This window comes from Cryobacterium lyxosi (assembly GCF_004403345.1).
Classification (GTDB): Bacteria; Actinomycetota; Actinomycetes; order Actinomycetales; family Microbacteriaceae; genus Cryobacterium; species Cryobacterium lyxosi.
The window spans coordinates 26,425-49,487 of the sequence record NZ_SOGT01000004.1; the positions used below are offsets into that span (position 1 = coordinate 26,425).

At 65.2% G+C, this 23,063-nt stretch carries 21 protein-coding genes; 14 read left to right on the plus strand and 7 right to left on the minus strand.

All coding sequences use genetic code 11. The features are described 5' to 3' along the window. Positions 1-44: 44 nt before the first annotated feature. From E3T27_RS03155 to E3T27_RS03170, 4 genes are all read left to right on the plus strand, one after another. Entirely contained in the window at positions 45-644 is a 600-nt protein-coding gene (locus E3T27_RS03155) for a hypothetical protein (RefSeq protein ID WP_134571569.1), read from the plus strand. 89 nt (positions 645-733) lie between these two features. Beyond that, entirely contained in the window at positions 734-1,369 is a 636-nt protein-coding gene (locus tag E3T27_RS03160) for a hypothetical protein (protein WP_134571570.1), read from the plus strand. Beyond that, positions 1,369-2,631, plus strand: coding sequence for a CpaE/TadZ family protein (locus E3T27_RS03165; RefSeq protein WP_104196617.1), 1,263 nt, complete (start codon positions 1,369-1,371; stop codon positions 2,629-2,631). The genes E3T27_RS03160 and E3T27_RS03165 overlap by 1 nt, the downstream gene beginning before the upstream one ends. A gap of 43 nt (positions 2,632-2,674) precedes the next feature. Beyond that, positions 2,675-4,168 carry a sensor histidine kinase gene (locus E3T27_RS03170; RefSeq protein WP_104196618.1) on the plus strand — a complete coding sequence of 498 codons (1,494 nt, stop codon included), beginning with the start codon at positions 2,675-2,677 and terminating at the stop codon, positions 4,166-4,168. Between the two features lie 201 nt (positions 4,169-4,369). On the opposite strand, the gene E3T27_RS03175 is transcribed toward E3T27_RS03170, so the two are convergent. Beyond that, a complete protein-coding gene (locus E3T27_RS03175) occupies positions 4,370-4,618 on the minus strand; it encodes a WhiB family transcriptional regulator (protein ID WP_035837005.1) in 249 nt (82 codons plus the stop codon). Positions 4,619-4,811: 193 nt separating this feature from the next. Between E3T27_RS03175 and E3T27_RS03180 the strand changes: the two genes are divergently transcribed. Next, entirely contained in the window at positions 4,812-5,261 is a 450-nt protein-coding gene (locus E3T27_RS03180) for a hypothetical protein (protein ID WP_233200660.1), read from the plus strand. A 41-nt stretch (positions 5,262-5,302) separates the two neighbouring features. Here E3T27_RS03180 and bcp read toward each other — a convergent pair whose 3' ends face one another. From bcp to aroA, 3 genes are read right to left on the minus strand one after another with little or no spacing between them, the layout of a single operon-like run. Beyond that, the gene (gene bcp / locus E3T27_RS03185; RefSeq protein ID WP_104196619.1) at positions 5,303-5,782 is read right to left on the minus strand and encodes a thioredoxin-dependent thiol peroxidase; all 480 of its coding nucleotides are present in this window, start codon (positions 5,780-5,782) and stop codon (positions 5,303-5,305) included. 33 nt (positions 5,783-5,815) lie between these two features. Then, positions 5,816-6,988 (minus strand): ribosome small subunit-dependent GTPase A, encoded by a 1,173-nt coding sequence (gene rsgA, locus E3T27_RS03190; protein WP_134571571.1) that lies wholly within the window; start codon positions 6,986-6,988, stop codon positions 5,816-5,818. After that, positions 6,989-8,350: a 3-phosphoshikimate 1-carboxyvinyltransferase gene (gene aroA / locus E3T27_RS03195; RefSeq protein ID WP_134571572.1), complete on the minus strand. Its 1,362-nt coding sequence runs from the start codon at positions 8,348-8,350 to the stop codon at positions 6,989-6,991. Positions 8,351-8,455: 105 nt separating this feature from the next. Between aroA and E3T27_RS03200 the strand changes: the two genes are divergently transcribed. Then, positions 8,456-9,136 (plus strand): sigma-70 family RNA polymerase sigma factor, encoded by a 681-nt coding sequence (locus tag E3T27_RS03200; RefSeq protein WP_104196622.1) that lies wholly within the window; start codon positions 8,456-8,458, stop codon positions 9,134-9,136. Beyond that, on the plus strand, positions 9,133-9,375 hold the full coding sequence (locus tag E3T27_RS03205; RefSeq protein ID WP_104196623.1) for a zf-HC2 domain-containing protein: 243 nt from the start codon (positions 9,133-9,135) through the stop codon (positions 9,373-9,375). The genes E3T27_RS03200 and E3T27_RS03205 overlap by 4 nt, the downstream gene beginning before the upstream one ends. On the opposite strand, the gene E3T27_RS03210 is transcribed toward E3T27_RS03205, so the two are convergent. Next, positions 9,372-10,157, minus strand: a complete 786-nt coding sequence (locus E3T27_RS03210) for a VOC family protein (RefSeq protein WP_134571573.1) — start codon at positions 10,155-10,157, stop codon at positions 9,372-9,374. The two genes, E3T27_RS03205 and E3T27_RS03210, sit on opposite strands and share 4 nt — an antisense overlap. A gap of 211 nt (positions 10,158-10,368) precedes the next feature. Continuing rightward, positions 10,369-14,196 (minus strand): multifunctional oxoglutarate decarboxylase/oxoglutarate dehydrogenase thiamine pyrophosphate-binding subunit/dihydrolipoyllysine-residue succinyltransferase subunit, encoded by a 3,828-nt coding sequence (locus tag E3T27_RS03215; protein WP_134571646.1) that lies wholly within the window; start codon positions 14,194-14,196, stop codon positions 10,369-10,371. Between the two features lie 182 nt (positions 14,197-14,378). On the opposite strand from E3T27_RS03215, the gene guaB1 reads away from it, so the two are divergent. The 7 genes from guaB1 to E3T27_RS03250 all read left to right on the plus strand — a co-directional run bounded on the left by guaB1 (position 14,379) and on the right by E3T27_RS03250 (position 22,302). After that, positions 14,379-15,818, plus strand: coding sequence for a GMP reductase (gene guaB1, locus E3T27_RS03220; RefSeq protein ID WP_104196625.1), 1,440 nt, complete (start codon positions 14,379-14,381; stop codon positions 15,816-15,818). A gap of 164 nt (positions 15,819-15,982) precedes the next feature. Continuing rightward, positions 15,983-17,320, plus strand: coding sequence for a hemolysin family protein (locus E3T27_RS03225; protein WP_104196743.1), 1,338 nt, complete (start codon positions 15,983-15,985; stop codon positions 17,318-17,320). Then, on the plus strand, positions 17,317-18,393 hold the full coding sequence (locus E3T27_RS03230) for a hemolysin family protein (protein WP_134571574.1): 1,077 nt from the start codon (positions 17,317-17,319) through the stop codon (positions 18,391-18,393). The genes E3T27_RS03225 and E3T27_RS03230 overlap by 4 nt, the downstream gene beginning before the upstream one ends. Before the next feature lie 87 nt (positions 18,394-18,480). Continuing rightward, positions 18,481-19,326 (plus strand): ADP-dependent NAD(P)H-hydrate dehydratase, encoded by an 846-nt coding sequence (locus E3T27_RS03235; RefSeq protein WP_134571575.1) that lies wholly within the window; start codon positions 18,481-18,483, stop codon positions 19,324-19,326. Between the two features lie 67 nt (positions 19,327-19,393). Beyond that, positions 19,394-20,674, plus strand: a complete 1,281-nt coding sequence (locus E3T27_RS03240) for a glycosyltransferase 87 family protein (protein WP_198416466.1) — start codon at positions 19,394-19,396, stop codon at positions 20,672-20,674. Positions 20,675-20,683: 9 nt separating this feature from the next. Beyond that, positions 20,684-20,986 carry a thiamine-binding protein gene (locus E3T27_RS03245; RefSeq protein ID WP_104196628.1) on the plus strand — a complete coding sequence of 101 codons (303 nt, stop codon included), beginning with the start codon at positions 20,684-20,686 and terminating at the stop codon, positions 20,984-20,986. Between the two features lie 38 nt (positions 20,987-21,024). Next, positions 21,025-22,302: an MFS transporter gene (locus E3T27_RS03250; RefSeq protein ID WP_104196629.1), complete on the plus strand. Its 1,278-nt coding sequence runs from the start codon at positions 21,025-21,027 to the stop codon at positions 22,300-22,302. A 61-nt stretch (positions 22,303-22,363) separates the two neighbouring features. Here the strand turns inward: E3T27_RS03250 and E3T27_RS03255 are convergent, their stop codons facing one another. Further along, positions 22,364-23,020 carry a response regulator gene (locus E3T27_RS03255; RefSeq protein WP_104127064.1) on the minus strand — a complete coding sequence of 219 codons (657 nt, stop codon included), beginning with the start codon at positions 23,018-23,020 and terminating at the stop codon, positions 22,364-22,366. Between the last annotated feature and the right edge of the window lie 43 nt (positions 23,021-23,063).

Genomic DNA, 23,063 nt, shown 5'->3' on the forward strand with positions numbered 1-23,063 from the left:
GCACAACGTGAGCGAGATCGTCTCGCGTCGGCTACTTTCGACGTGTGCGCTGGGATGATTTGTTTGATGACCTCGAAGGGCAGCTCGAACGCGAGTTGCACTCCGAAGCTACTGACCTGCGCCTGAAGGAAGAACGCCAGCGGTTGGACAAGCTCTCCCTGCGCACCCGATTGAGTAACGTGGTGCGGTCGGTTGGCCTGGGTGGCGCGCTGCAGTTGCGCATTGTGCTGGTCTCCGGTGAGACGATCGTGCTTCGCCCGACGACGCTCGGCCGAGACTGGCTCGCGGCTGACTTAACGGGCGCTGGAAACGGTCGGGTTCAGTGTGTGATTCCGCTCTCGGCCATCGCCGGTGTCGTGCTCAATGACGAGCAGTATCTGGCCTCGCTCGCGGTCGAGTCAGAATCTACCGGAAAGCTGATCGAACGTGTCGCTTTCCCCTTTGTGCTTCGCGATCTGTGCCGGCGACGGCGCAGCGTGGAGCTTGCGACCCGCGGTGGTGTCCTGGCCGGCACCATCGACCGGGTCGCGCGTGACCACCTCGATCTGGCGGTGCATCCGCTCGGAACGCTGCGCCGCGCGCCGGAAGTCCTGCACTACCGTCTCGTGCCGTTCTGGCAAATTCACGTCATCCGGCTGGGGTAATTGTGGATGACTTTTCCACGATTTTCCGCAGTCGGGCACGATAAGGCCCAACGCATCATCAGAAGCGCTACAGACAAGCGAGGTAACGGATGAAAACAACCGGTTCCATACGTACGCGCCGCCGGTTCTGGGTCGATCCCCGATTTGTCATCGGTCTGGTGCTGGTCGCTGCGTCGATCGCGGGCGTCGGCGCGATCGTCGCCGGCAGTGATCGCACCACGGCGGTCTACACCGCACGGCACACACTGACCGTCGGCGATCAGCTCAGATCGGCCGACCTCGTGGAGAGCCGGGTGCAGCTCGGCGGCACGGCCGACCTGTATCTTATGCCGGCGGCCGACCTGAAACGCGGTCTGCTCGTCACCCAGACCATCCTGGCCGGCGAACTCGTGGCACGCTCCGCGGTCGGACAAGCGTCGGGGAGCGACGTGACCAGTGTCGTCGTCGATATCCCCGGAAGGCTGGCCGCGTCCATCGTGGCGGGCTCCGTCGTCGATATCTGGTCGGCGCGGGCTACCGGGCCCAGCGAGTACGCTCCGCCGACGATTCTCGTGGGGCAGGCCGTTATCGTTCGTATCGTCGAACCGACCGGCATCATCGCGGCCGACAACGGTCAATCCGTCGAGATGCTCGTACCGAAGGCCAGTGTGGGCGTGGTGCTGGAAGCGATCATGAACGGTGATGCCGTCGCGATCGTGCCCGTGAACACCCCGGTGGTGCCCTGATGGCCAGGCTCGCGCTCGTGCTGGATCGAGCGACCGAGCAGCGGATGCTGGCCGAGATCGTGGATTGCGGGCACAGCGTCGTCACGCGCGTTGATACCGCCCGGGAGTTTCTCGAGACGCTATCGCATGGCCAGCCGCACGTCGTCGTCGTCAGTGGTCGCCGCGAGTCCCTGACGGGGCAGCTGATCGCCGCGTGCGACGAGCGCGGCATCCGGGTCGTCGCCCTGACCGCGACCGAACAGGAGCGGCGGCACGCGGGCACACTCGGCCTGTACGAAACGGTCGCGATACCCTGCGACTGGTCGGAGATCGAAGATCTGCTTGTGTCGGGCGTTGTCGTTCCGTTGCGGGTGGGGGAACGGCATTTCACCGGCGGCGCGCTCAATACCGGGTCGGTGATCGCGGTCTGGGGTCCATGTGGCGCCCCGGGGCGCACCACCCTCGCCATCAACATCGCGGCGGAAATCGCGGCAGCCGGTCACACCGTCGTGTTGGCCGACGTTGATACCTACAGCGCCTCGATCGCCCCGAGCCTGGGCATGCTCGACGAAGCACCGGGTTTCGCTGCCGCCTGTCGGCTGGCCGGCAGCGACAGTCTCAACCAATCGGAGCTTGAACGTATCGCGCAACGCTACAACTCGCCCAAGGGCGCTTTCTGGGTGCTCACCGGCCTCGGCAGGCCGTCGCGCTGGCCGGAACTGTCGACCGAACGGGTCACTCGCACCATTGACGCGTTACGCCACTGGGTCGACTACGTGGTGGTCGATACCGGATTCAGTCTGGAGAGCGATGAAGAACTGAGCAGTGACGTGTTGGCGCCAAGGCGGAACGCCGCCACCGTCACTGCCCTGCGCGTGGCCGATCACGTTGTCGCCTGTGGGCTGGCAGACCCGGTGGGGATGGCCCGGTTTCTTCGCGCCTGGAGCGATCTCACCGAGGTGATCGGCACCAGTACGGTCAGCGTCGTGATGAACCAGGTGCGGGCGAGTGCTGTCGGGATGAATCCGCGGGCGCAGGTCACGGCAATGCTGTTGCGTTTCGGCGGCATCGAATCATCGATTCTGGTGCCGCACGACCAAGGCGCCCTGGACGCCGCGGTATTGACGGGCCGCACCCTGCGGGACGCGAGCCCGAAATCTGCGGCGCGCGTGAGCATCCGTCGTTTTGTTCTGGAGGACCTGATCGTTCTTCCTGCCACGGAATCGAAGCGCAAGCCGCGGCGCGTCACGTGGCGCGGACGAAAGGCAGCCCCGGTCATGTGAGGTACGGCGAGGTGAACCCACAGATACACCTAGGCTATGGAGAGTGTCGACGCTCAGTGATCTCGTACTTGCCCAGGGCCGCAGCAGCGCGGAAGACGTGGACTGGCTGCACATGCTGGTCGCGGACGGCCAGCTGCTGGCTGACCTCGCGTTCGCGGATATCGTCGTGTGGGTTCCGACGACCTCCGACAGTTTCGTCGCGGTAGCGCACGCACGCCCATCAAGCGCGGCCACCCTGTTCTATCGGGACTTCGTCGGCCAGCACATCAAAGCGGAGTGGCGCAACCAGGTCACTGAAGCCTTCGAGGCTGCGAAGATCGTCGACCGCGATGCCCCTGCCTGGTTCGAGGAGACTCCCACCCGCGTGCGGGCCATTCCGGTATTGCGCCGACTGAGCACGAGCGGATCCGAGGTGACAGCTGTCCCGGTGGCGGTGCTCACCCGTCACACCAACCTGAGTGAGGCGCGCACGCCGAGTCGTCAGGAGTTGACCTTCAACGACTGCGCGAACGACCTCTTTGCCATGATCGCCTCCGGCGACTTTCCCGATCTTGGGGCCCCAACCGGACCGCGCCGCGGCGCGCCGCGCGCTTCGGACGGCCTGCTGCGCCTTGACGTCGACGGCTTGACCACCTTTGCCAGCCCGAATGCGCTTTCCGCATTCAACCGTATGGGTTTCGCCGAAGAACTCGAGGGGGAGTCCCTCGCCGAGGTCACCACGAGCCTGCTCACCGGCACTGCTGTCGTCGACGAGTCCCTGCCCCTGATCGTCACCGGGCGGGCGCCGTGGCGCACCGATATCGAGGCGCGCGGGGTGACGGTGTCGCTACGCGCGATTCCCATTCGCAACCGCGGAGAACGCGTTGGTGCGATCATCTTGTCCCGTGACGTCAGCGAGTTGCGCCACCAGGAACGTGAGCTGATCACCAAGGATGCGACGATCCGGGAGATCCACCATCGGGTCAAGAACAATCTGCAGACCGTGGCGTCCCTGCTGCGCATCCAGGCAAGGCGCACCCAGTCCGACCGGGCGCGCGAGGCACTGACCCAGGCGATGCGGCGCGTTGCCGCCATCGCTGTTGTGCACGACACCCTGTCGGAGGGACTCAGCCAGATCGTCGACTTCGACGCTGTCTTCGAACGGGTGTTGCTGTTGACGGTAGAGGTGGCATCCGCTCACAACACGACCGTGCACCCGAAATCCTCCGGCAGCTTCGGTACCTTGCCGAGCGCTTATGCGACGCCGCTCGCGCTCGTGCTGACGGAGCTGGTTACCAACGCGGTCGAGCACGGCCTCGCCGGGCGTGAGGGTGAAGTGTCGATCGAGGCGCAGCGCAGCGATGAGACACTCACCGTCATGGTGCGCGACACCGGTGTCGGTCTGCCAGAAGGCAAGGTGGGCTCTGGCCTCGGGACGCAGATTGTACGCACGCTTATTCAGGGTGAACTCGGCGGCACCATCGACTGGCACACCATGATGGGCAGCGGCACCGAGGTGACGATCGAGATCCCCCTGCGTTTCATGAAGGAAGGCTAGCCCCCGTCTCCTTTTGGACGGGGCCCGGGCCCGATGCGCGGGCCGAGTTTATAGACTTGGCCCGCGGCCATACGGTGGGCCCTCGAGCGGGTGAGGTTTCGCGCGGTCGCGAGGTCCGCTGGCGGGCACAAAAAAACGAGCCAACGGCTTCCGGGAATACCGGATGGCCGCAGGCTCGCGTTCTGTGGTCGTGCTAACTCGCTAGGAAGCTCGGCGGGCGCGTGCTGCGCGACGCTTGAGCGCGCGGCGTTCGTCTTCGCTCAGACCGCCCCAGACTCCCGAGTCCTGGCCGGTTTCCAGTGCGTACTGGAGGCACACCTCGGTGACGTTGCATCGTGCGCACACCGACTTTGCCTTCTCGATCTGGTCCACAGCGGGTCCAGTGTTGCCGACCGGAAAAAAAAGTTCCGGGTCGGCGGTAAGGCAGGCAGCTTTATCGCGCCAGTCCATAGGGATGCTCCTTTTGTTACATGGGTGCACGGCCGATTGGCCAGAGTTGCGGGGGTGATGGCCGGTTGCAGGAATGTGGGATCTGCGCGTTAACCGCGTTGAAATAGCTCACGTCCCTGTGAGCGTCAACCAGACCTTGAATATCGTCCCATAATAGAGGTATCAAATCAATAGTTTTGTATGGTTTTTCGCTGTGAACAGCGGCTCTGGTGCAGGGCGCCCAGCCTGGATCGACCTCCGGGCTCTTCGTCGTGCCCCCCTGTTGGGGGTGTTGATCGCATTCCTCGCCCTGGAAGCGCTCGCCCTGTGGTTCTTCAGCGCCTGGTGGGTGCTCGAACTGCTCATTGCCACCCCGACCTCGGTGGGAGCCGCGCTCGCCCTGTTAGCCCTTATCGTGGTCGCTGCCGTGTGGGTCAGTGCGATCACCGTCGGCGCTCTTCGTCGACGTCCGTGGATTCGTGGCGGTGCCATCACGTGGCAGCTCGTGCAGGTCATGATCGCGATCGGTTGTTTTCAGGGAATCTACGCTCGGCCTGACGTCGGCTGGGCGCTGCTGCTGCCGTCTATCATCGTGCTCGTTTTGGTGTTCACTCCGCGTGTCGTAGCTGCGACCAGCCACGAACCCGAGCCCGAAGCCGACTAAACGGCGCTGTGCGGGGCGTGAAGACCCGATCAAGTGCGAACCTAGGCGTCGATACCGAGCTTCTTACGCAGGCTTGCGACGTGGCCCGTGGCCTTGACGTTGTAAAGGGCGTGGGTGATGATTCCGGCCTCATCGAGCACGATCGTCGACCGCAGCACACCGGTCACGATCTTGCCGTACAGATTCTTCTCGCCGTAAGCGCCGTAGGCGCGGTGCACGGCGAGGTCGGTGTCGCTGAGCAAGGGAAAGTTCACGGCGTCGTGCTCTTGAAACTTCTTGAGCGTGGCCGGAGCATCTTTCGACAGTCCGAGTACCTGGTAGCCGGCCGATTTGAGCGACCCGAGGTTGTCGCGAAAGTCGCAGGCCTGGGTCGTGCAGCCGGGGCTCATCGCGGCCGGGTAAAAATACACGACGACTTTGCTGCCCGAAAAGTCGGCCAGTGAAACGGATGCCCCATCCTGATCGGTCAGGGTGAACTGGGGGGCTGTATCGCCGACTGCAAGGCGCGCTGAATCCGTCATCCCTCCATCGTAACTGCGTCAGGGGACACGGGCTCAGCGCGTGGGCGCGAAGGTGGCGAGAAGGCGCTGCAGGGAGTCCAGGCGCACCCGGCCGGTCACGCCGAGTTCATCGGCCTCGACGGCCTCGATGATGGCGCAGTCCGGCGAGTCGGGTAAGTGCGTGCAGCCGCGCGGGCAGCGTTCGGCGATCGTCGCGAGATCGGTGAAGGCCTTGAGAATGTTGTCGGTGTTGATGTGCCCGAGGCCAAAGGACCGCACACCGGGAGTGTCGATGACCCAGCCGCGGCCGGCATCCGTTTGAAGGCGCAGCGACACGGTCGACGACGAAGTGTGGCGGCCACGCCCGGTGACGGTGTTGACGACGCCGATGGCCCGGTTGGTGCCCGGCACGAGCGCGTTCACCAGCGTGGACTTGCCAACTCCGGAGTGCCCGACGAAGACGGTGTCGTGACCGACCAGTGCCGCCGAGATCGCTTCGATCGGCATGCCGCCCTCGCCGCTCTGAAACACAGGCAGGTCGAGGCCGGCGAAATTGGCCAAGAATACGGCGGGGTCGGCGAGGTCGGTCTTGGTGATGCACAGGATGGGCTTCACGCCGGCGTCGTAGGCCGCGACCAGGTAGCGATCCACCAAGCGGATGCGTGGCTCCGGGTTGGCCGCAGCGACCACGATCAGCATCTGGTCGGCATTGGCCACGATCACGCGCTCAACGGCATCCGTGTCGTCGGCGCTTCGCCGCAGCAGCGTGTCGCGCGGGACGATGCGCACGATACGGGCCAGGCTGCCCTCCGCCCCGGTCGTGTCGCCGACGATGTCGACCCGGTCGCCGTTGACGACGGCCTTTTTGCGCAGTTCACTGGCCCTGGCGGTTGTGATACGTCGCTCGGTCGGCAGGTTTTCATCGAGCATGACCGTATAACGGCCGCGGTCGACCGAGAGGATGCGGCCGGTCAGGGCGTCCTCATGGCTCGGTCGGGTTTTGGAGCGGGGTTTACTGCCCTTGCGGCCGGGACGCACGTGCACGTTCGACTCATCAAACTCAGGCTCGTCATCGTCGGCAGAAGCCCACCAGGTATCGCCAGGATCACCGGCGAGGTCGGCGTAATGGGCGTAGTCCGTGGACGGTGCGTCGGCGACCACATGAGCGCTGAGCCGATCGCGATCCTCGCCATCGCCCGGCACAGTCGCATCGCCCGCCACCGCCATCTACAGCGCCGCTTCGGTGATCATCGCATGCCAGAGCTGCGGAAACTGGGGGAGGGTTTTCGCGGTCGTGCCGATGTTCTCCACGTCAACGCCGGGTACGGCGAGGCCGATCAGCGCTCCGGCCGTGGCCATCCGGTGGTCGTCGTAACTGAGCCACTGGCCGCCGTGCAGGGGGGCCGGCTCGATCTGCAGGCCGTCGGGCAGCTCCGTGACCTGGCCTCCGAGCCGGTTGATCTCGGTGGCCAGCGCAGCGAGGCGGTCGGTCTCGTGGTTGCGAATGTGCCCGATTCCAGTGATCGTGCTCGGCGTCTCGGCGAGGGCAGCGAGGGCGACGAGAGTGCAGGCGAGCTCGCCGCCGGTTGAAAGGTCCAGGTCGACACCGAGAATGCGCTCGCCGCCGGTCACGGTGAGGCGGTCGCCTACGTGGGTGACGGTCGCGCCGAACAGCGGCAGGAGCTGCTCGAGGTCGGCGCCCACCTGAGTGGTCGTCTGCGGCCAGCCGGTGATGCTGACGCTGCCCCCGGCCACGAGCGCGGCGCAGAGGAACGGTGCGGCGTTGGAAAGATCGGGTTCGATATCGACCGTACGACCCGAGAGAAGACCGGGTTCGATGATCCATTCGCCGACGTTCGGCGTGGCCACGATGACTCCGCGAGCGCGCAACACCTCGATGGTCATCTCGATGTGCGGCAGGCTGGGCAGTCGTTCGCCGGAGTGCGTGAGGTGCAGCCCGTGCTCGAAACGTGCGCCGGCCAGCAGCAGGCCGGAGACGAACTGGCTGGATGTGCCCGCGTCGATGGTCGTGGCGCCGCCAGCCACCACTCCGCGTCCGTGAACGGTGAAGGGCAAGGCGCGCTTGCCATCGTCGTTGATATCGCCGCCGAGGTCGCGCAGCGCGCCGATGATCGGACCCATGGGGCGGCGGCGGGCACCGACATCGCCGTCGAACGTCGTCGGACCGAGGGCGAGGGCGGCCAGCGGCGGCAGAAACCGCATAACGGTTCCGGCCAGGCCGCAGTCGATCGTGGTGGAACCGAGCAATTCCTCGGGTGGGGTCACCAGCAGGTCGGAGCCGAACGCACCCGTGCCGGCCACCGCCTCGATCGTGGTGCCCAGCTGGCGCAGCGCGGCGACCATGAGATCGCTGTCGCGGGAGTGCAGCGGCGACCGGAGCAGGGACGGTTCGCTGGCCAAAGCGGATGCGACGAGCTCCCTGTTGGTCAACGATTTCGAGCCTGGCAGGGCCAGCACAGCCTGCAGGGGCGCGTCTGTGTTCGGCGCCGGCCACCAGGCATTTTCCACGGTCGGTGAATTATCGCCGTACGGATCGAACTCCGGCTTGGAATATTTCGAGATCAGCATCGGTTATCAGAATAGTCGGTGATAACAATCTGAGGGAGATGCATAACGGTGTCAATGCTGCTGGAGCGAGCCCTGACTGTGGGTAACAGCTTAGAATCAGGGGTAATGACTTCAGACACGCCCGCGAACTCGGGAGACCTTTCGAGCAGCGACACAGATCTCACGATACTTTCCCCGACCAAGGCGGAACTGCGCGAGCAGACCCGCGGCTTGTTCGAGGAACAGGCGTTGCCTTTTCTCGACCAGCTGTACGCGGCGGCCATGCGCATGACACGCAATCCGTCGGATGCGCAGGATCTCGTGCAGGAAACCTTCGTGAAGGCCTTCGCCGCCTTCGCACAGTACGAGCAGGGCACCAACCTCAAAGCGTGGCTGTACCGCATTCTCACCAACACCTTCATCAATGCGTACCGCAAGAAGCAACGCGAGCCGTACCAGGGCACAATTGATGAGTTGGAAGACTGGCAGCTCGGCGGCGCCGAATCAACCACCGCGATGTCGGGGCGTTCGGCCGAGGCCGAGGCCATCGACCACCTGCCGGACAGCGCCGTCAAAAACGCCCTGCAGTCAATTCCCGAAGACTTCAGACTCGCCGTGTACTTCGCCGACGTCGAAGGGTTCTCCTACCAGGAGATCGCCGAAATCATGAAGACCCCCATCGGCACCGTAATGAGTCGCCTGCACCGTGGCCGGCGACTCCTGCGCGAGCTGTTGGCCGGCTACGCGGCTGAACGCGGGCTGGGCATGGGCCAGGACCAGAAAACATCCAGGAGCACAGAAAAATGACCGACTGTGGTTGCGAGAAGGCCAAGGCCGAACTCGAAGAATACCTGCACAACGAACTTCGCAAGAATGATGCGGCCGACATTCGGGAGCATCTCGCTAATTGCCCCGACTGCAGCAGCGAACATCTTGTTGGTCGCACCTTGACCGAGGTCATGCAGCGTGCCTGCAAGGAGACCGCGCCCGAAGACCTGCGCGACCAGGTTTTGCTCAAGCTGCGCTCCCTGCAAGCCTCGCACTAGTCGGAGGGTCGCGGGGACGCTTCGACCTGCCCGAGCAGGAACGCGGCGCCCGCCGCATCCGCTACCTGAGCGAAGGTTCCGAAGTCGGAATCCCACGGTTCTCGTAGCACTGTGCCACCGAGTTCACTCACTTTCTTCGCGGAAGCCCACACGTCGGCGACGCCCAGGTATACCTGCCAGTATGCCGGTACCCCGGCTGGCAGCATGGCATCGGCGTCGTACACCCCGCCGGTCATGGATTCGTCGTGGCCGAAGGTGCTGTAGCGAAAATCCGCGGTGTCGCTCAACGGAATCGGCGTCCAGCCGAACACCTCCTCGTAGAAGGCGATCGTTGCGTTAAAATCACGGGTGATCAGCTCGTGCCAGACCGGCGTCCCGATCTCGTTGTCGACGTGGAACCCTCGATGGCCGGCGGCCTGCCACACGCCGACGGCCGCTCCCGCCGGGTCGGTCAGCACGGCCAGCCGCCCCTGGTCCCCGACAGTCTGCGGATGCACGAGCACGGTAGCTCCCGCGGCCCTCGCGGCGCGCACGGTTTCGTCGACGCTATCGATCGCGAGATAGGTGGTCCAGAAGTCACGGTTTCCGCGCTCCTGGGCAGTGAGACCAGCGATGGCGGCGTCGCCGTGGAAGAACATCGTGTAGCGGCCGCTTCCCGCCCCGGTGTCGACGGCTCGCCAGCCGAGCAGTTTGGTGTAGAACTCGATCGACCGGGCCGGGTCGCTTGTCATCAGGTCAATCCAGCACGGCTCCCCGAGCTGGTTCACAGTGCGAACGGGCATGGTCTCTCCTCGAGTTGCCCTGAGCCTAGAACCGTCGGCGCACTCTGGCAACACGTCGGTATCGGCACCACGGCATCGGCATCACGGCGGGGACGAAACGACGCCGCCGTGCCAGCTGGCACAGCCCCGCCGGCCTACACATCCAGCCGCCACGGACACAACAATGGGGGTGACTCTCGCCACCCCCATTGTGAGAGCCTCGCTCTGACTGTTAGAGGGTCAAAGCGTCGCGCTGCAGTTTGGCCTGCTCGATTGCGTGGCGCTTGGCCGATCCAGCCGCTGGCGACGCCGACGCCGGACGGGAGAACAACAGCATGGCGCGCGGACCGAGCTTGCTGGTCTCCAGGTAGAAGAACGGCCAGGCACCCTGGTTCTCTGGTTCGTCCTGCACCCAGGCCAGCTCGGCGTTCGGGTACTGGGCGGCTACGTTCTTCAGCTCCACAGCGGGCAGCGGGTAGTACTGCTCAACGCGCACGAGGGCGATCGCCGGGTTCGGGTTCTTCTCGAGCTCGTTCAGCAGGTCGTAGTAGATCTTCCCGGCCATGAACAAGACGCGCTTGACGGCGCTCTTGTCGGCGATACGGGCGTCATCGATGACCGTCTCGAACTTGCCGCTGGTCAGCTCGGCCACGGCGCTCGTCGCGCCGCGCAGCCGCAGCATCGACTTGGGCGTGAACACGATCAACGGGCGACGCGGACGCATGTACGCCTGGCGACGCAGCAGGTGAAAGTATGACGCGGGCGTCGACGGGCGCGCCACGGTCATGTTCTCCTCGGCACACAGCTGCAGGAACCGTTCGATACGAGCCGACGAGTGGTCAGGCCCCTGGCCCTCGTAGCCGTGCGGCAGCAGCAACACAACGGATGACCGCTGCCCCCACTTCTGCTCGGCCGAGGAGACGAACTGATCGATGATGGTCTGCGCTCCATTGGCGAAGTCACCGAATTGGGCTTCCCAGAGTACAAGAGCGTCGGCGCGTTCCACCGAGTAGCCGTACTCGAAGCCCATGGCGGCGTATTCGCTCAGCAGGGAGTCGTAGATCCAGAACCGCGCTTGGTTGTCCTTCAGGTTGGCCAGCGGCAGCCATTCCTGGCCGTTCACCCGGTCGTGCAGAACGGCGTGACGCTGCACGAACGTGCCGCGGCGGCTATCCTGCCCGGCGAAACGCACCGGGGTGCCCTCGACCAGCAGCGAACCCAGCGCGAGCAACTCGCCGAAGCTCCAGTCGATGTTGCCGTTGCGGCTCATGTCGAGACGCTTCTGTAACAGCTGCTGCAGCTTATTGTGCACCGTGAAACCGACCGGCTTGTTGTTGAACGCGTCACCGATGAGCTGGATGACGCTCTCGGGAACGCCGGTCGTCTCTGGCTCGCCAGCGGCGTCCTCGCGTTCCTGTGCCTCAGCTTCGGCCTTCGCGGTGGCGGCCATCTCCGGGGTGATGATCGGAATCGACGCGGTCTGCGCGGCGTGCGTTTCCAGGAATGCACGTTCGAGGCGGTCCTGGAAGTCGCGGTGGGCTGCTTCGTATTCCTCCACGGTGATATCGCCACGGCCGACGAGCGCCTCGGTGTAGAGCTTGCGCACGCTGCGCTTGGCCTCGACCAGGTTGTACATCAGCGGCTGGGTCATCGAGGGGTCGTCGCCCTCGTTGTGTCCACGACGGCGGTAGCAGATGAGGTCGACGACGACATCTTTCTTGAACTCCTGGCGGTAAGCGAACGCGAGTTCGCCGGCACGCACCACTGCCTCGGGATCGTCCCCGTTGACGTGGAAGATAGGCGCCTGAATGGTCTTGGCGACGTCGGTGGCGTAGACGCTGGTGCGGGCATCCTGCGGCAGGGTCGTGAAACCGAGCTGGTTGTTGACCACGATGTGCACGGTGCCGCCGGTGCGGTAGCCGCGCAGCTGGGACATCTGCAGGGTTTCGAGCACAACGCCCTGGCCGGCCATCGCGGCGTCACCGTGAATGAGGATGGGCAGGGTGGAGAAGGTGCCGATCGGCTTGCGGTCCTGCTTGGCGCGTACGATGCCCTCGAGCACGCCGTCGCCGGCCTCGAGGTGCGACGGGTTTGCGGCCAGCGAGACCGGAATCTCGGCGCCGTCTTCACCGCGGAACAAGCCCATGGTGCCGAGGTGATACTTCACGTCCCCGGAACCGTGCACGGTGCGCGGGTCTTGCGTTCCCTCGAACTCGCGGAAGATCTCGCCATAGGTCTTGCCGGCAATGTTGGTGAGCACGTTCAGGCGACCACGGTGGGCCATGCCGATCGCGACCTCGTCAAGGCCCTGCTCTGCAGCGCCCTGCAGAATAGTGTCGAGCAGCGGAATGGTGCACTCGCCGCCCTCGAGGCTGAAGCGTTTCTGACCGACGTACTTGGTCTGCAGGAACGTTTCGAAAGCCTCGGCCTCGTTGAGCTTGGCGAGAATTCGCATCTGCTCGTGGTGCGTGGGCTTGACGTACGACTTCTCTATTTTTTCCTGCACCCACTTGCGTTGGGCTGGGTCTTGAATGTGCATGTACTCGATGCCGGTGGTGCGGCAGTACGAGTCGCGCAGCACTCCCAAAATGTCGCGCAACAGCATTTGGCGCTGCGAACCGAAACCGCCGGTCACGAAGGAACGGTCGAGATCCCAGAAGGTAAGCCCGTGGGTGGCGATATCGAGGTCGGGGTGACTGCGCTGCGAGTACTCGAGCGGGTCGATGTCGGCCATCAGGTGGCCGCGCACGCGGAACGAATTGATCAGTTCCTGCACGCGTGCGGTCTTGTCGACGGCGCTCGTGAGGTCGACGCTAATGTCCGGTGCCCAGTGGATCGGGTCGTACGGAATGCGCAGCGCCGAGAAGATCTCTTCGTAGAAGTTGTGTTGGCCGATCAGAAGCTCGTGCACGATCTTGAGGAACTCGCCCGAACCGGCGCCCTGGATAACCCGGTGGTCGTAGGTGCTGGTGAGGGTGATGGTCTTGGAGATGGCCAGGCCGGTGAGGGTCTTGACGCTCGAACCCTGGAATTCGGCCGGGTAGTCGAGGGCGCCGGCGCCGATGATGCAGCCCTGACCCTTCATGAGGCGGGGCACCGAGTGAACCGTGCCGATGCCGCCCGGGTTGGTCAGGGACAGGGTCGCTCCGGCGAAGTCATCGGCGGTGAGCTTGTTCTTACGTGCACGCGTGACCAGGTCTTCGTAGGCGGCGAGGTACTCTCCGAAGGTCATCGTGTCGGCACGCTTGATCGCCGGGACGAGCAGGGCGCGGGTGCCGTCGGGCTTGGGCATATCGATAGCCAGCCCCATGCCGACGTGGGCGGGGGCAACGACCGAAGGCTTGCCGTCGACCTCGTCGTAGTAGACGTTCTGGCTGGGGAACATCTTGAGCGCGCGGATGAGAGCCCAACCGATCAGGTGGGTGAAGGAGACCTTGCCACCACGAGCCCGCTTCATGTGGTTGTTCATGACGATGCGGTTGTCGATGAGCAGCTTGGCCGGAATGGTACGCACGCTGGTGGCCGTCGGCACGGTCAGGCTGGTGACCATGTTGGTCGCAAGTGACTTCGCCATGCCGCGCAGCGGCGAGACCTGATCTTGTTTGACCGGCGCGGAGGCATCGACGATGATGGCCTGCGGGCTCGTCACGGGGGCGTCAGCGGGAACGGGGGCCGGTTTGGGTGCACTCGAGGTGGTGCGCGCCGTGGGCTGGTTCTCGGTCACCGGAGCCGGAGCTGCGGCTCCAGGAGCGGTCTGCGCGACCGGCGCGGCGGCCGCGACCGGAGCTGCTGGTGCCGTTACTGCTGGTGCCGTTACGGCTGTCGCCGGAGCTGCCGGGGCTGCCGGAGCTGCCGGAGCGGTGGCCTGCGGTACCGGAGCGGCGGTTGCCGGGGTGTTCGCGGTCTGTTGGTAGCTCTCGAGCACCGGCCACCACGATTCATCCACTAACTTCTTGTCGATCAAGTAGCGTTCGTACAATTCGTCAACGAGCCACTCATTTGCTCCGAATTCGCCCGACGTTGTCTCATCGGAAGCTCCACCGGTTACCTGGCCTGACACCGTGGGATCGCCCACTCTCTGCTTTGAAGTTGGATGCCCTCGGCGGGTTCAATCGCCGGGTCAATCTGCGCTTTCATTGAGCCTGTCGCTGACGATCTTGACCGCCAGGTCAGTCTGCCCGTCTAGCCTAATCCCATCCCGTCCCGCTATAAACACCCCTCTGAGCGGCTAGCGTTCTTGGTATGCAGTTCTATGGAACGACACCCAGTCACGATCTGACCTACTCCGACGTGTTCCTGGTGCCCGGCCAATCGACCGTCACCAGCCGTTTAGATGTCTCGCTGGCGCCGAGTGACGGCACCGGCGCCACGATACCCATCGTGTCGGCGAATATGAACTCGGTCACCGGGCCTCGTCTGGCGGCCTCGCTCGCCCGACGTGGCGGGCTCGGGGTACTGCCGCAGGACATGCACCTACAAGACCTGGATGCGGCCATCCGCTGGGTGAAAGACCAGTCGGTTCGTTTCGACACGCCGTTCGTGTTCGCCCCCGACGACACCGTCGAGCTCGCCCGTCGGCAGGTTCCGGCCGTTCCCGGACAGGGAATAGTGATCCACTCCGCTGATGGTGACTACCTCGGCTGCATCGTCGCCAGCCGGCTGGCGACAGCCCTGCCCGACGCTCGCCTGGGTGACCTGCTGCACGGTGAACTGACCGCGATCGACGCCGATGACGTCGACGGGCCGCGCCGCGCTTTCGACCTGATGACCGAGGCCGACATCGACTTCGCTCCGGTACTGCACCATGGCGTCGTGATCGGAACCCTCAGTCGCAAGAGCGCCCTGCGCTCCACGCTCTACCAGCCCGCGCTCGACGCACACGGACGGCTCAAGGTCGCAGCAGCGATCGGTATCAACGGTGACGTCGCGGCGAAGGCTCGCGCGCTCGCCGCCGCCGGCGTAGACATTCTGGTGATCGACACCGCGCACGGCCACCAGGATGGCATGTTGCGCGCGATCGGCATCGTCGCCGACCTGAACCTCGGGCTGCCGATCGTGGCCGGCAACGTCGTGACCAAAGACGCCGTGCGTGATCTGGTCGGCGCTGGCGCGACCATCGTCAAGGTCGGAGTGGGTCCCGGGGCAATGTGCACCACCCGCATGATGACCGCCGTCGGCCGGCCCCAGTTCTCGGCCGTGCTCGAAACGGCCACGGCCGCGCGTGAGCTCGGCGCTCACGTCTGGGCAGACGGCGGGGTGCGCTATCCGCGCGACGTGGCCCTGGCGCTGGCCGCTGGCGCAGCATCCGTCATGATCGGTTCCTGGTTCGCTGGAACCACCGAAGCGCCCGGCACGTTGAATGTGGATGCCAGCGGCGCGGTCTACAAGGAAAGCTGGGGCATGGCGTCGACCAAGGCGGTTCAGGCGCGCTTCGAGCGCCTCGACGCCTACGACCTCGCCCGCAAGACCCTGTTCGCCGAGGGAATCTCGAGCTCGAAAATCTACCTCGATCCGCTGCGCCCGTCGATCGAAGACCTGCTCGACATGATCACCTCGGGGGTGCGCTCCTCGTTCACCTATGCCGGAGCCACCAATGTCGCGGACTTTCACGAGAAAGCGCTCGTAGGTATTCAATCGGCCGCCGGCTATGAGGAGGGTAAGGCGCTGCCGGTGTCCTGGTAGTGCTGGCGGTATCTCGCGGGTACAGTATCCGCTGGCTGCCGGGCGCGCGGGCAGGTGCTCCGGTATACTCGTAGGAATAATGGATGACCCTCCCACTGCTGAACCCTCGTCCCACAAACCCTCGCCCGTAGTCGCTGGTGGTGAACTCCTTGTCTGAGCTGGTCATGCTCGGGGTCGGTCTCATCCTCACCGTCGGAACGGGCCTTTTCGTTGCCAGTGAGTTCGCCCTGGTGAATCTCGACCGCGCCGACCTCGAAGCGCGCCGCGATCGCGGGGAGACCCGCCTCGCCCTGACCATCTCCGCTCTGAAAATCACCTCGACGCACCTGTCGAGCGCACAGCTGGGTATCACCTTGACCACCCTGCTCACCGGCTACACGATTGAACCGGCCCTATCGTCACTGCTGCGCGGCCCGCTCACCTCGATCGGCCTGCCCGTCGACCTGGTGCCGGTGTTCGGCGCCACGATCGCCATTTTGACGGCGACCCTCGTGTCGATGGTCATCGGTGAGCTGGTTCCGAAGAACTTCGCGCTGGCCCTGCCCATTCAGACCGCACGCCTGGTGCTTCCGTTCCAGACCGTGTTCACGACCGTTTTCAAACCGGCGGTGCTGGTGCTCAATAACAGCGCCAACGGTCTGCTGCGCTCTGTGGGCATCGAACCGAAGGAAGAGCTTTCCGGTGCCCGCACAGCCGAGGAACTCTCCTCACTCGTGCGCCGTTCGGCCAGCGCCGGACTGCTTGAAAAAGATACCGCCACGTTGCTGCACCGCACGCTGCTGTTCTCCGGGCATACGGCATCCGACGTTATGACACCGCGTCCCCGCGTGGCGAGCATCCACCGCACCGATTCGGCGCAGGCGGTCATCGACCTCACTCGTTCCACCGGTTATTCGCGTTTTCCCGTCGTCGACGAGAGCGTCGACGACGTCGTTGGCATCGTGCACGTCAAACAGGCGGTGGCTGTGCCGCGCACGCGCCGAGCGGATGTTCCGGTGTCGGCCCTGCAGACCGACCCGGTGCGAGTACCCGAAACCATGAAGCTCGACGACCTGCTCGGCGAGCTGCGCGCCCGCGGCTACCAGATGGCCATTGTCGTCGACGAGTACGGCGGAACCGGCGGCGTCGTGACCCTCGAAGACCTGGTCGAGGAATTGGTCGGCGAGGTGGCCGACGAGCACGACCGGGCCCGCGCGGGCGTCGTGCGCTCGCCCGACTCACTGACCTTTCCCGGCATGCTGCGGCCCGATGAACTGCTGGAACGCACGAGCGTCGTCGTGCCGGAGCAAGGCCCCTATGAGACCGTGGCCGGTTTTGTCATGAGTGAGCTGGGCCGCCTGCCAGTGATCGGTGACCGGGTACCGTTGCGCGGCGGCTTCCTCACCGTTGAGCGGCTGGAGGGGCGCCGGATCGACCGGCTGCGCTTCACTCCAGAGGCCGTACCCGAACCCATATCGGTTGTTGAAACCAAGTCCGATCGAAAGAATGTGGGCGACAAATGAGCGACTGGGCCGGACTTGCCTGGTTGGTCGTGCTGCTCGCCGCCAACGCGTTCTTCGTCGGAGCGGAATTCGCCGTCATCTCGGCCCGTCGCTCGCAGATCGAACCGCTCGCCGAGGCCGGAAAGCGCAGTGCTAAAACTGCGCTGTGGGCGATGGAGCACGCGACGCTCATGCTCGCGACGTCCCAGCTGGGGATCACAGTGTGCTCACTGCTCATTCTGAACGTCTCAGAGCCGGCGATCCACCATCTGCTCGAGGTGCCGCTGGGTCTGACCGGCTTGCCGGACGCCTACATCGGCACGATCGCATTCATTGTGGCGCTGCTCGTGGTCTCTTACCTGCACGTCGTGTTCGGTGAGATGGTTCCCAAGAACCTGTCATTTTCGGTGCCGGACCGTGCTGTGCTGCTGCTCGCGCCGCCGCTGGTGTTCGTCGCCCGCGTTTTCAAGCCGCTGATCGTCACCCTCAACGCCTGCGCCAACGGAGTATTACGCCTGTTCGGGGTGCAACCCAAGAACGAGGCAACGAGCGCGTACACCCTGGACGAAGTGGCGACGATCGTTACCCAGTCCACCCGCGAGGGTGTGCTCAGCGACGGAACCGGCGCGCTCAGCGCGGCGTTCGAGTTCACCAACCTCAAAGTGCGCGACGTGGCCGTCGGCCTCGGCAAGCTGGTCAGCCTGCCGGAGTCGGCCACGCCGGCCGACGTCGAGAAAGCCGTGACCCGCCACGGCTTCTCCCGCTACGTGCTCATCGATGCTGAAAACTACCTCACCGGCTACGTGCACCTGAAAGACGTGCTCGACCTCGATGTGCCGTCGGCGTCGACCGGTGCCGCAACGCTGGCTGAGCCCGACAGCTACGCGGGAGCGATCCCCGCCAAGCGCATCCGTACCTTGATTTCAATCTTCGAAGACACCGACCTCGAAGACGCCCTCGCCACCATGCGTCGCTCGGGCGCGCACCTTGCGCGGTCGTTCACCGCCGAGGGCGAGACCACCGGGGTTCTCTTTCTGGAGGACATCATCGAGGAGCTCGTCGGCGAAGTGCAAGACGCCACTCGCCGCGACTGAACCACCATCACGGCCAGGCGCACGGGCGCACGTGCACAAGTCGGAGGCGGATCCGCGCGCGGATCGAAAACGACCTATCGTGGAGGCATGGTGAAACGGCGCGGCTGGCTCGAATGGGAGGCCGAACAGGCCCGCGACTGGATCTCGCGGCCCCAGGCCGGTGATGACAAATACTCGCGCGGCGTGCTCGGCGTGCGCACCGGTTCCAAGGAGTACCCGGGGGCAGCGGTGCTCGGCGTCGACGCGGCCGTGCGCACCGGCCTCGGTATGGTGCGTTACCTCGGTCCGCGCCGCGCCGCAGACCTCGTACTCCAGCGTCGGCCCGAAATAGTCACCGTGTCCGGTCGGGTGCAAGCCTGGCTGCTCGGCTCCGGCATGAATGCGTCTACACGAACGGATACCGTCACGGCCGCCCTGGCGGCAGCCTTCGCCGAGGGCCTGCCCACCGTCGTCGACGCTGGCGCCCTGGACCTGCTCTCGCGGGCGATCGGACCGACGGTGATCACCCCGCACGCGGGCGAACTGGCCACGATGCTCGCGAATGAGACCAAGCCTGGCTCGGCCTCGCAGATTGCCGAAAACCCGGGGGAATGGGCAATTCGGGCCGCCCACCTGTTCGACGTGACGGTGCTGCTCAAGGGCGCCGTCACCCACATCGCCTCACCGTCTGGCGCCCGCCTGACCGTGTCGATCGGGCCGGCCTGGCTGGCGACGGCCGGGTCTGGCGACGTGCTCGGCGGCATTCTCGGCGCGCTCCTGGCGACCCATTCCGACCAGCTCGAAACGGATTCCGCCTCCCTCGCCCCGCTTGCCGCCACCGCAGCCCTGCTGCACGCCGAAGCTGCGATCCTCGCCTCAGCCGGCGGCCCGATCGCGGCCCTCGACATAGCGGATGCCGTACCGCGGGCTGTCGCCGCCCTGCTCGACCCCTGAATCGACCCGGTCAGCGCGTGGCCCGGTAGAACAGGACACGACGCGGTCGGTTGTGCAAAGGTAAAGCGTGCGAATTCACGACGAGACCCGCAGCACTGCCCGGACGTGGCCGGTGCTGCCACACCCGCTCGCCGTGCTGTGGGCGGCCTTCGTGAGCGTGCACATACTGTTGATCGTCCTGGCCATGTTCGGGCCGGGGTATTCGCTCGGCGACGTCGAGGTGGTCTACCGCGGCTGGGCCGAGAATGCGTTTGCTGGCCGCATCGTCGGGATCACGGAGAATTTCGTCTACCCGGTTCTCGCCCTCGTGCCGATTGTCAGCGCTTTCGCCTTCGGTGGCACGGTCTACCTTGCCACCTGGTTCGCGGTCGTGACCGCGTTGAACGCGGGGGCCTTTGTCGTACTCGTTCGCTCGCACCGCGCGGTGGCCTGGTGGTGGCTGGCCTTTCTGGTGCTGCTCGGCCCCATCGCGCTCGCCCGAATTGACGCGATCACGGTGCCGCTGTGCATCGTCGCCCTGCTGTGGCTGCGCCGGCGCCCATTCTGGGGCACGGCACTGCTCACGATCGCGACCTGGATCAAGATCTGGCCGGTCGCCGCGCTCGCCGCCCTGTTCGTGGCGTCGAAACGGCGGTGGCGCATGGTCGGCGTTGCCGCAGTCGTGACCGCTGCGGTCGTCGCCGTGGCTGGGGCGCTCAGCCTGAGCCGCGGCAGCGGCATTCACGTGCTGAGCTTCGTGGCCGAACAGGCGGGCCGGGGGATCCAGATTGAATCGCCCGTCGCAGTGCCCTGGCTCTGGCAGACTGCACTGGGCGTGCCGGGTAGTTTCATCTATTACGACCACGAGATTCTCACGTTTCAGGTCGCCGGCGCTGGCACCACCACAGTGAGCGCTCTGATGACCCCGCTGTTGGCCCTAGCCGCCCTCGCAGTGTTGCTGCTCGGCATACGCGCCCAGCGCCGGGGAGCTGGCACTTTCGCGGTACTACCGCCGCTGACGCTCGCGTTGACGGCGACCCTGATCGCGGTCAACAAGGTCGGTTCGCCGCAGTTCATCAGTTGGCTGGCCGCACCGATCATTCTGGGAATCGCGGTGAACGGGCGAACCTGGCGAATCCCGGCGCTGCTCGGTCTGACGCTCGCCGCGCTCACCCAGCTCGTGTACCCCTATTTGTATGACGGGGTGCTCAGGGCCAATCCGGTCATGGTGCTCGTGCTGACCGTGCGCAACCTGCTCGAGTTCGTGCTGCTCGGCTGGGCCCTGTTGGCGCTGTATCGACTCACACCAGCGCGGGGCGAACCCGTATCCGCTGATCGAAACCAACATTTCACCAACCACCACCTCTAGGGAGCCACTATGCTCGTCGCATTTTCCGTTGCACCGTCCGTCGCCGCCGACTCGCAGGGATCGGTGCACGACGCGGTCGCTGCTGCCGTGCGCATCGTGCGAGATTCCGGCCTGCCCAATCACACCGATTCGATGTTCACCACGATCGAGGGCGACTGGGACGAGGTCTTTGCCGTCATCAAGGCCGCGACCGAGGCGGTGGGCGCGTTCGGGCCGCGCGTGTCCCTGGTATTGAAGGCCGATATCCGCCCAGGGCACACCGGTGAGCTCACCGGCAAGCTTGAGCGCCTCGAGACCGCCCTGGTCGACTGAATCTGGCGTGCGGGCGAGCCGGGGCTTAGGCTTGTTGCATGCCCCTCACTCCTGACGGGTCGACGCAGCTGTCGTCGACCCGAGTTCGTTTTGCCCTGTTAGCGCTCGCCCTGGGTGGATTCGGTATCGGTGCGACCGAATTCGTGGCCATGGGTCTGCTGCCAAACCTCGCCTCCGACCTGCTGCCGGGACTCTATGCCAGCGCACCGGATGCCGCCAACGCGCAAGCGGGCTGGCTCATCTCGGCCTACGCCCTCGGTGTCGTCGTCGGCGCTCCGACGATCGCCGCGGCTGCAGCCCGCTGGCCGCGCAAACAATTGTTGCTTGGCCTGCTGACCGCGTTCACCCTCGGCACCATCGCGTCGGCACTGCTGCCCACCTTTGAGACGGTGCTGGCCGCTCGTTTCGTGGCCGGGCTGCCGCACGGCGCGTACTTCGGCATCGCCTCGCTCGTTGCCGCCCACCTGATGGGTCCGGGTAAGCGAGCCCGCGGCATCGCGATCGTGCTCGGCGGCCTGACCATCTCCAACGTCATCGGGGTGCCCACGATCACCTGGATCGGTCAGATGAGCGGATGGCGCGTCGCTTACCTTGTCGTCGCCGCTATTTTCGCGCTGACCTTCGTGGCCGTCGCCGTTTTCGTGCCGTTCCAGGCCGGCAACCCGAAAGCCACCATGCGCGCCGAGCTGCGGGCGTTTGGCAAATTGCAGGTCTGGATCACCCTGTCAATCGGCGCGATCGGCTTCGGCGGCCTGTTCGCCGTGTACACCTATGTGGCCCCCCTCGTTATCGAGATCACCGGGTTGGCCGCAGCAGCAGTGCCACTCATCCTGGTGGTCGTCGGTCTCGGCATGACAGCGGGCAACTTCGCCGGGGGAGCCCTGGCCGACTGGAGCGTGCGCCGCACAATGTACATCGCGTTCGGCGTGCTCATCCTTGCGCTCATCACCCTGGGCCTGTCGGCGCAGTTCCTGGCCGGGCTGCTGGTGGGGATGTTCCTGGTCGGCGCTGCGGCATCCGCTTTGTCGCCGACCATTCAGGCCCGGCTGATGGATGTGGCGCACGAAAGCCAGTCGCTCGCAGCGGCGCTCAATCACTCCTCGCTCAACGTCGGCAACGCCCTCGGCGCGGCCCTCGGCGGTGTGGCCATTGCTGCGGGGCTCGGTTATCTCGCCCCGGTGTGGATCGGTGTTGGGCTCAGCGCGCTCGGCGTGCTGCTGACCGTGGTCACCTTCAGCATCGACCGCAGCCGTCGTCATCGTGGCCACCACGTGCCGTACGGAACCCAGCTGATCCCCGTCGTCCGGCAGCGTTAACGCATTTGACCGGCCAGTATCGAAATGTTGGCCGGTCAGTGGTGAAGCGGATGCTGCGCGTTTAGTCCGTCTGCAGCAGGATGCCGTCGTGGATGGCGCGCTTGCGCAGCGCGACCTTCGTGCCCACGTCGTAACCGGCCAGGCGATACTTCTCGCGAATGCGCTTGAGGTAGCTCTTGGCGGTCTCCTCGGAGATGCCGAGCTGATAGGCGACGGCCTTCACCGGCTCGCCGGCCCCGTAGAGCGCCATGACGCGGCGTTCCTGCGCGCTGAGGCGGGGCCCTTCGACGTTGTCGGTTGAGTTGAGCGCGTAGTCGAGCTCGGCCGAGATGTACGACTTGCCGTTGTAGGCCGCGCGAATGGCGTCGACGATCATGCTCGCTTCCTCGCTCTTGACGAGGTAGCCCAGAGCGCCAGCGGCGAGGGCTTCGCGCACGAGGGCTGGCTCGGAATAGGTGCTCATGAGCACCGTTTTCACCCCGGTCGTCCTAAGCGTGGAAATCTTCAGGGAAACCGGAATGTTGTCCTTGAGGTCGAGGTCGAGCAGGACGACATCCACCGGAAACTCGGGGTGAGTCAGCAGCTCGGGCCAGGTGGTCACCGCCGCCACCATCTCGATGTCGTCAGCTGCGCTTCGGATCCACTCGGTGAGTGCGCCGAGCAGCATCCTGTGGTCATCCACCAGGGCCAATCGGATGGGACGGTCTGTCGTCGTCATTTTCTGCCTCCTACTTCCTGCACACTATCGTCAAAATACCCAA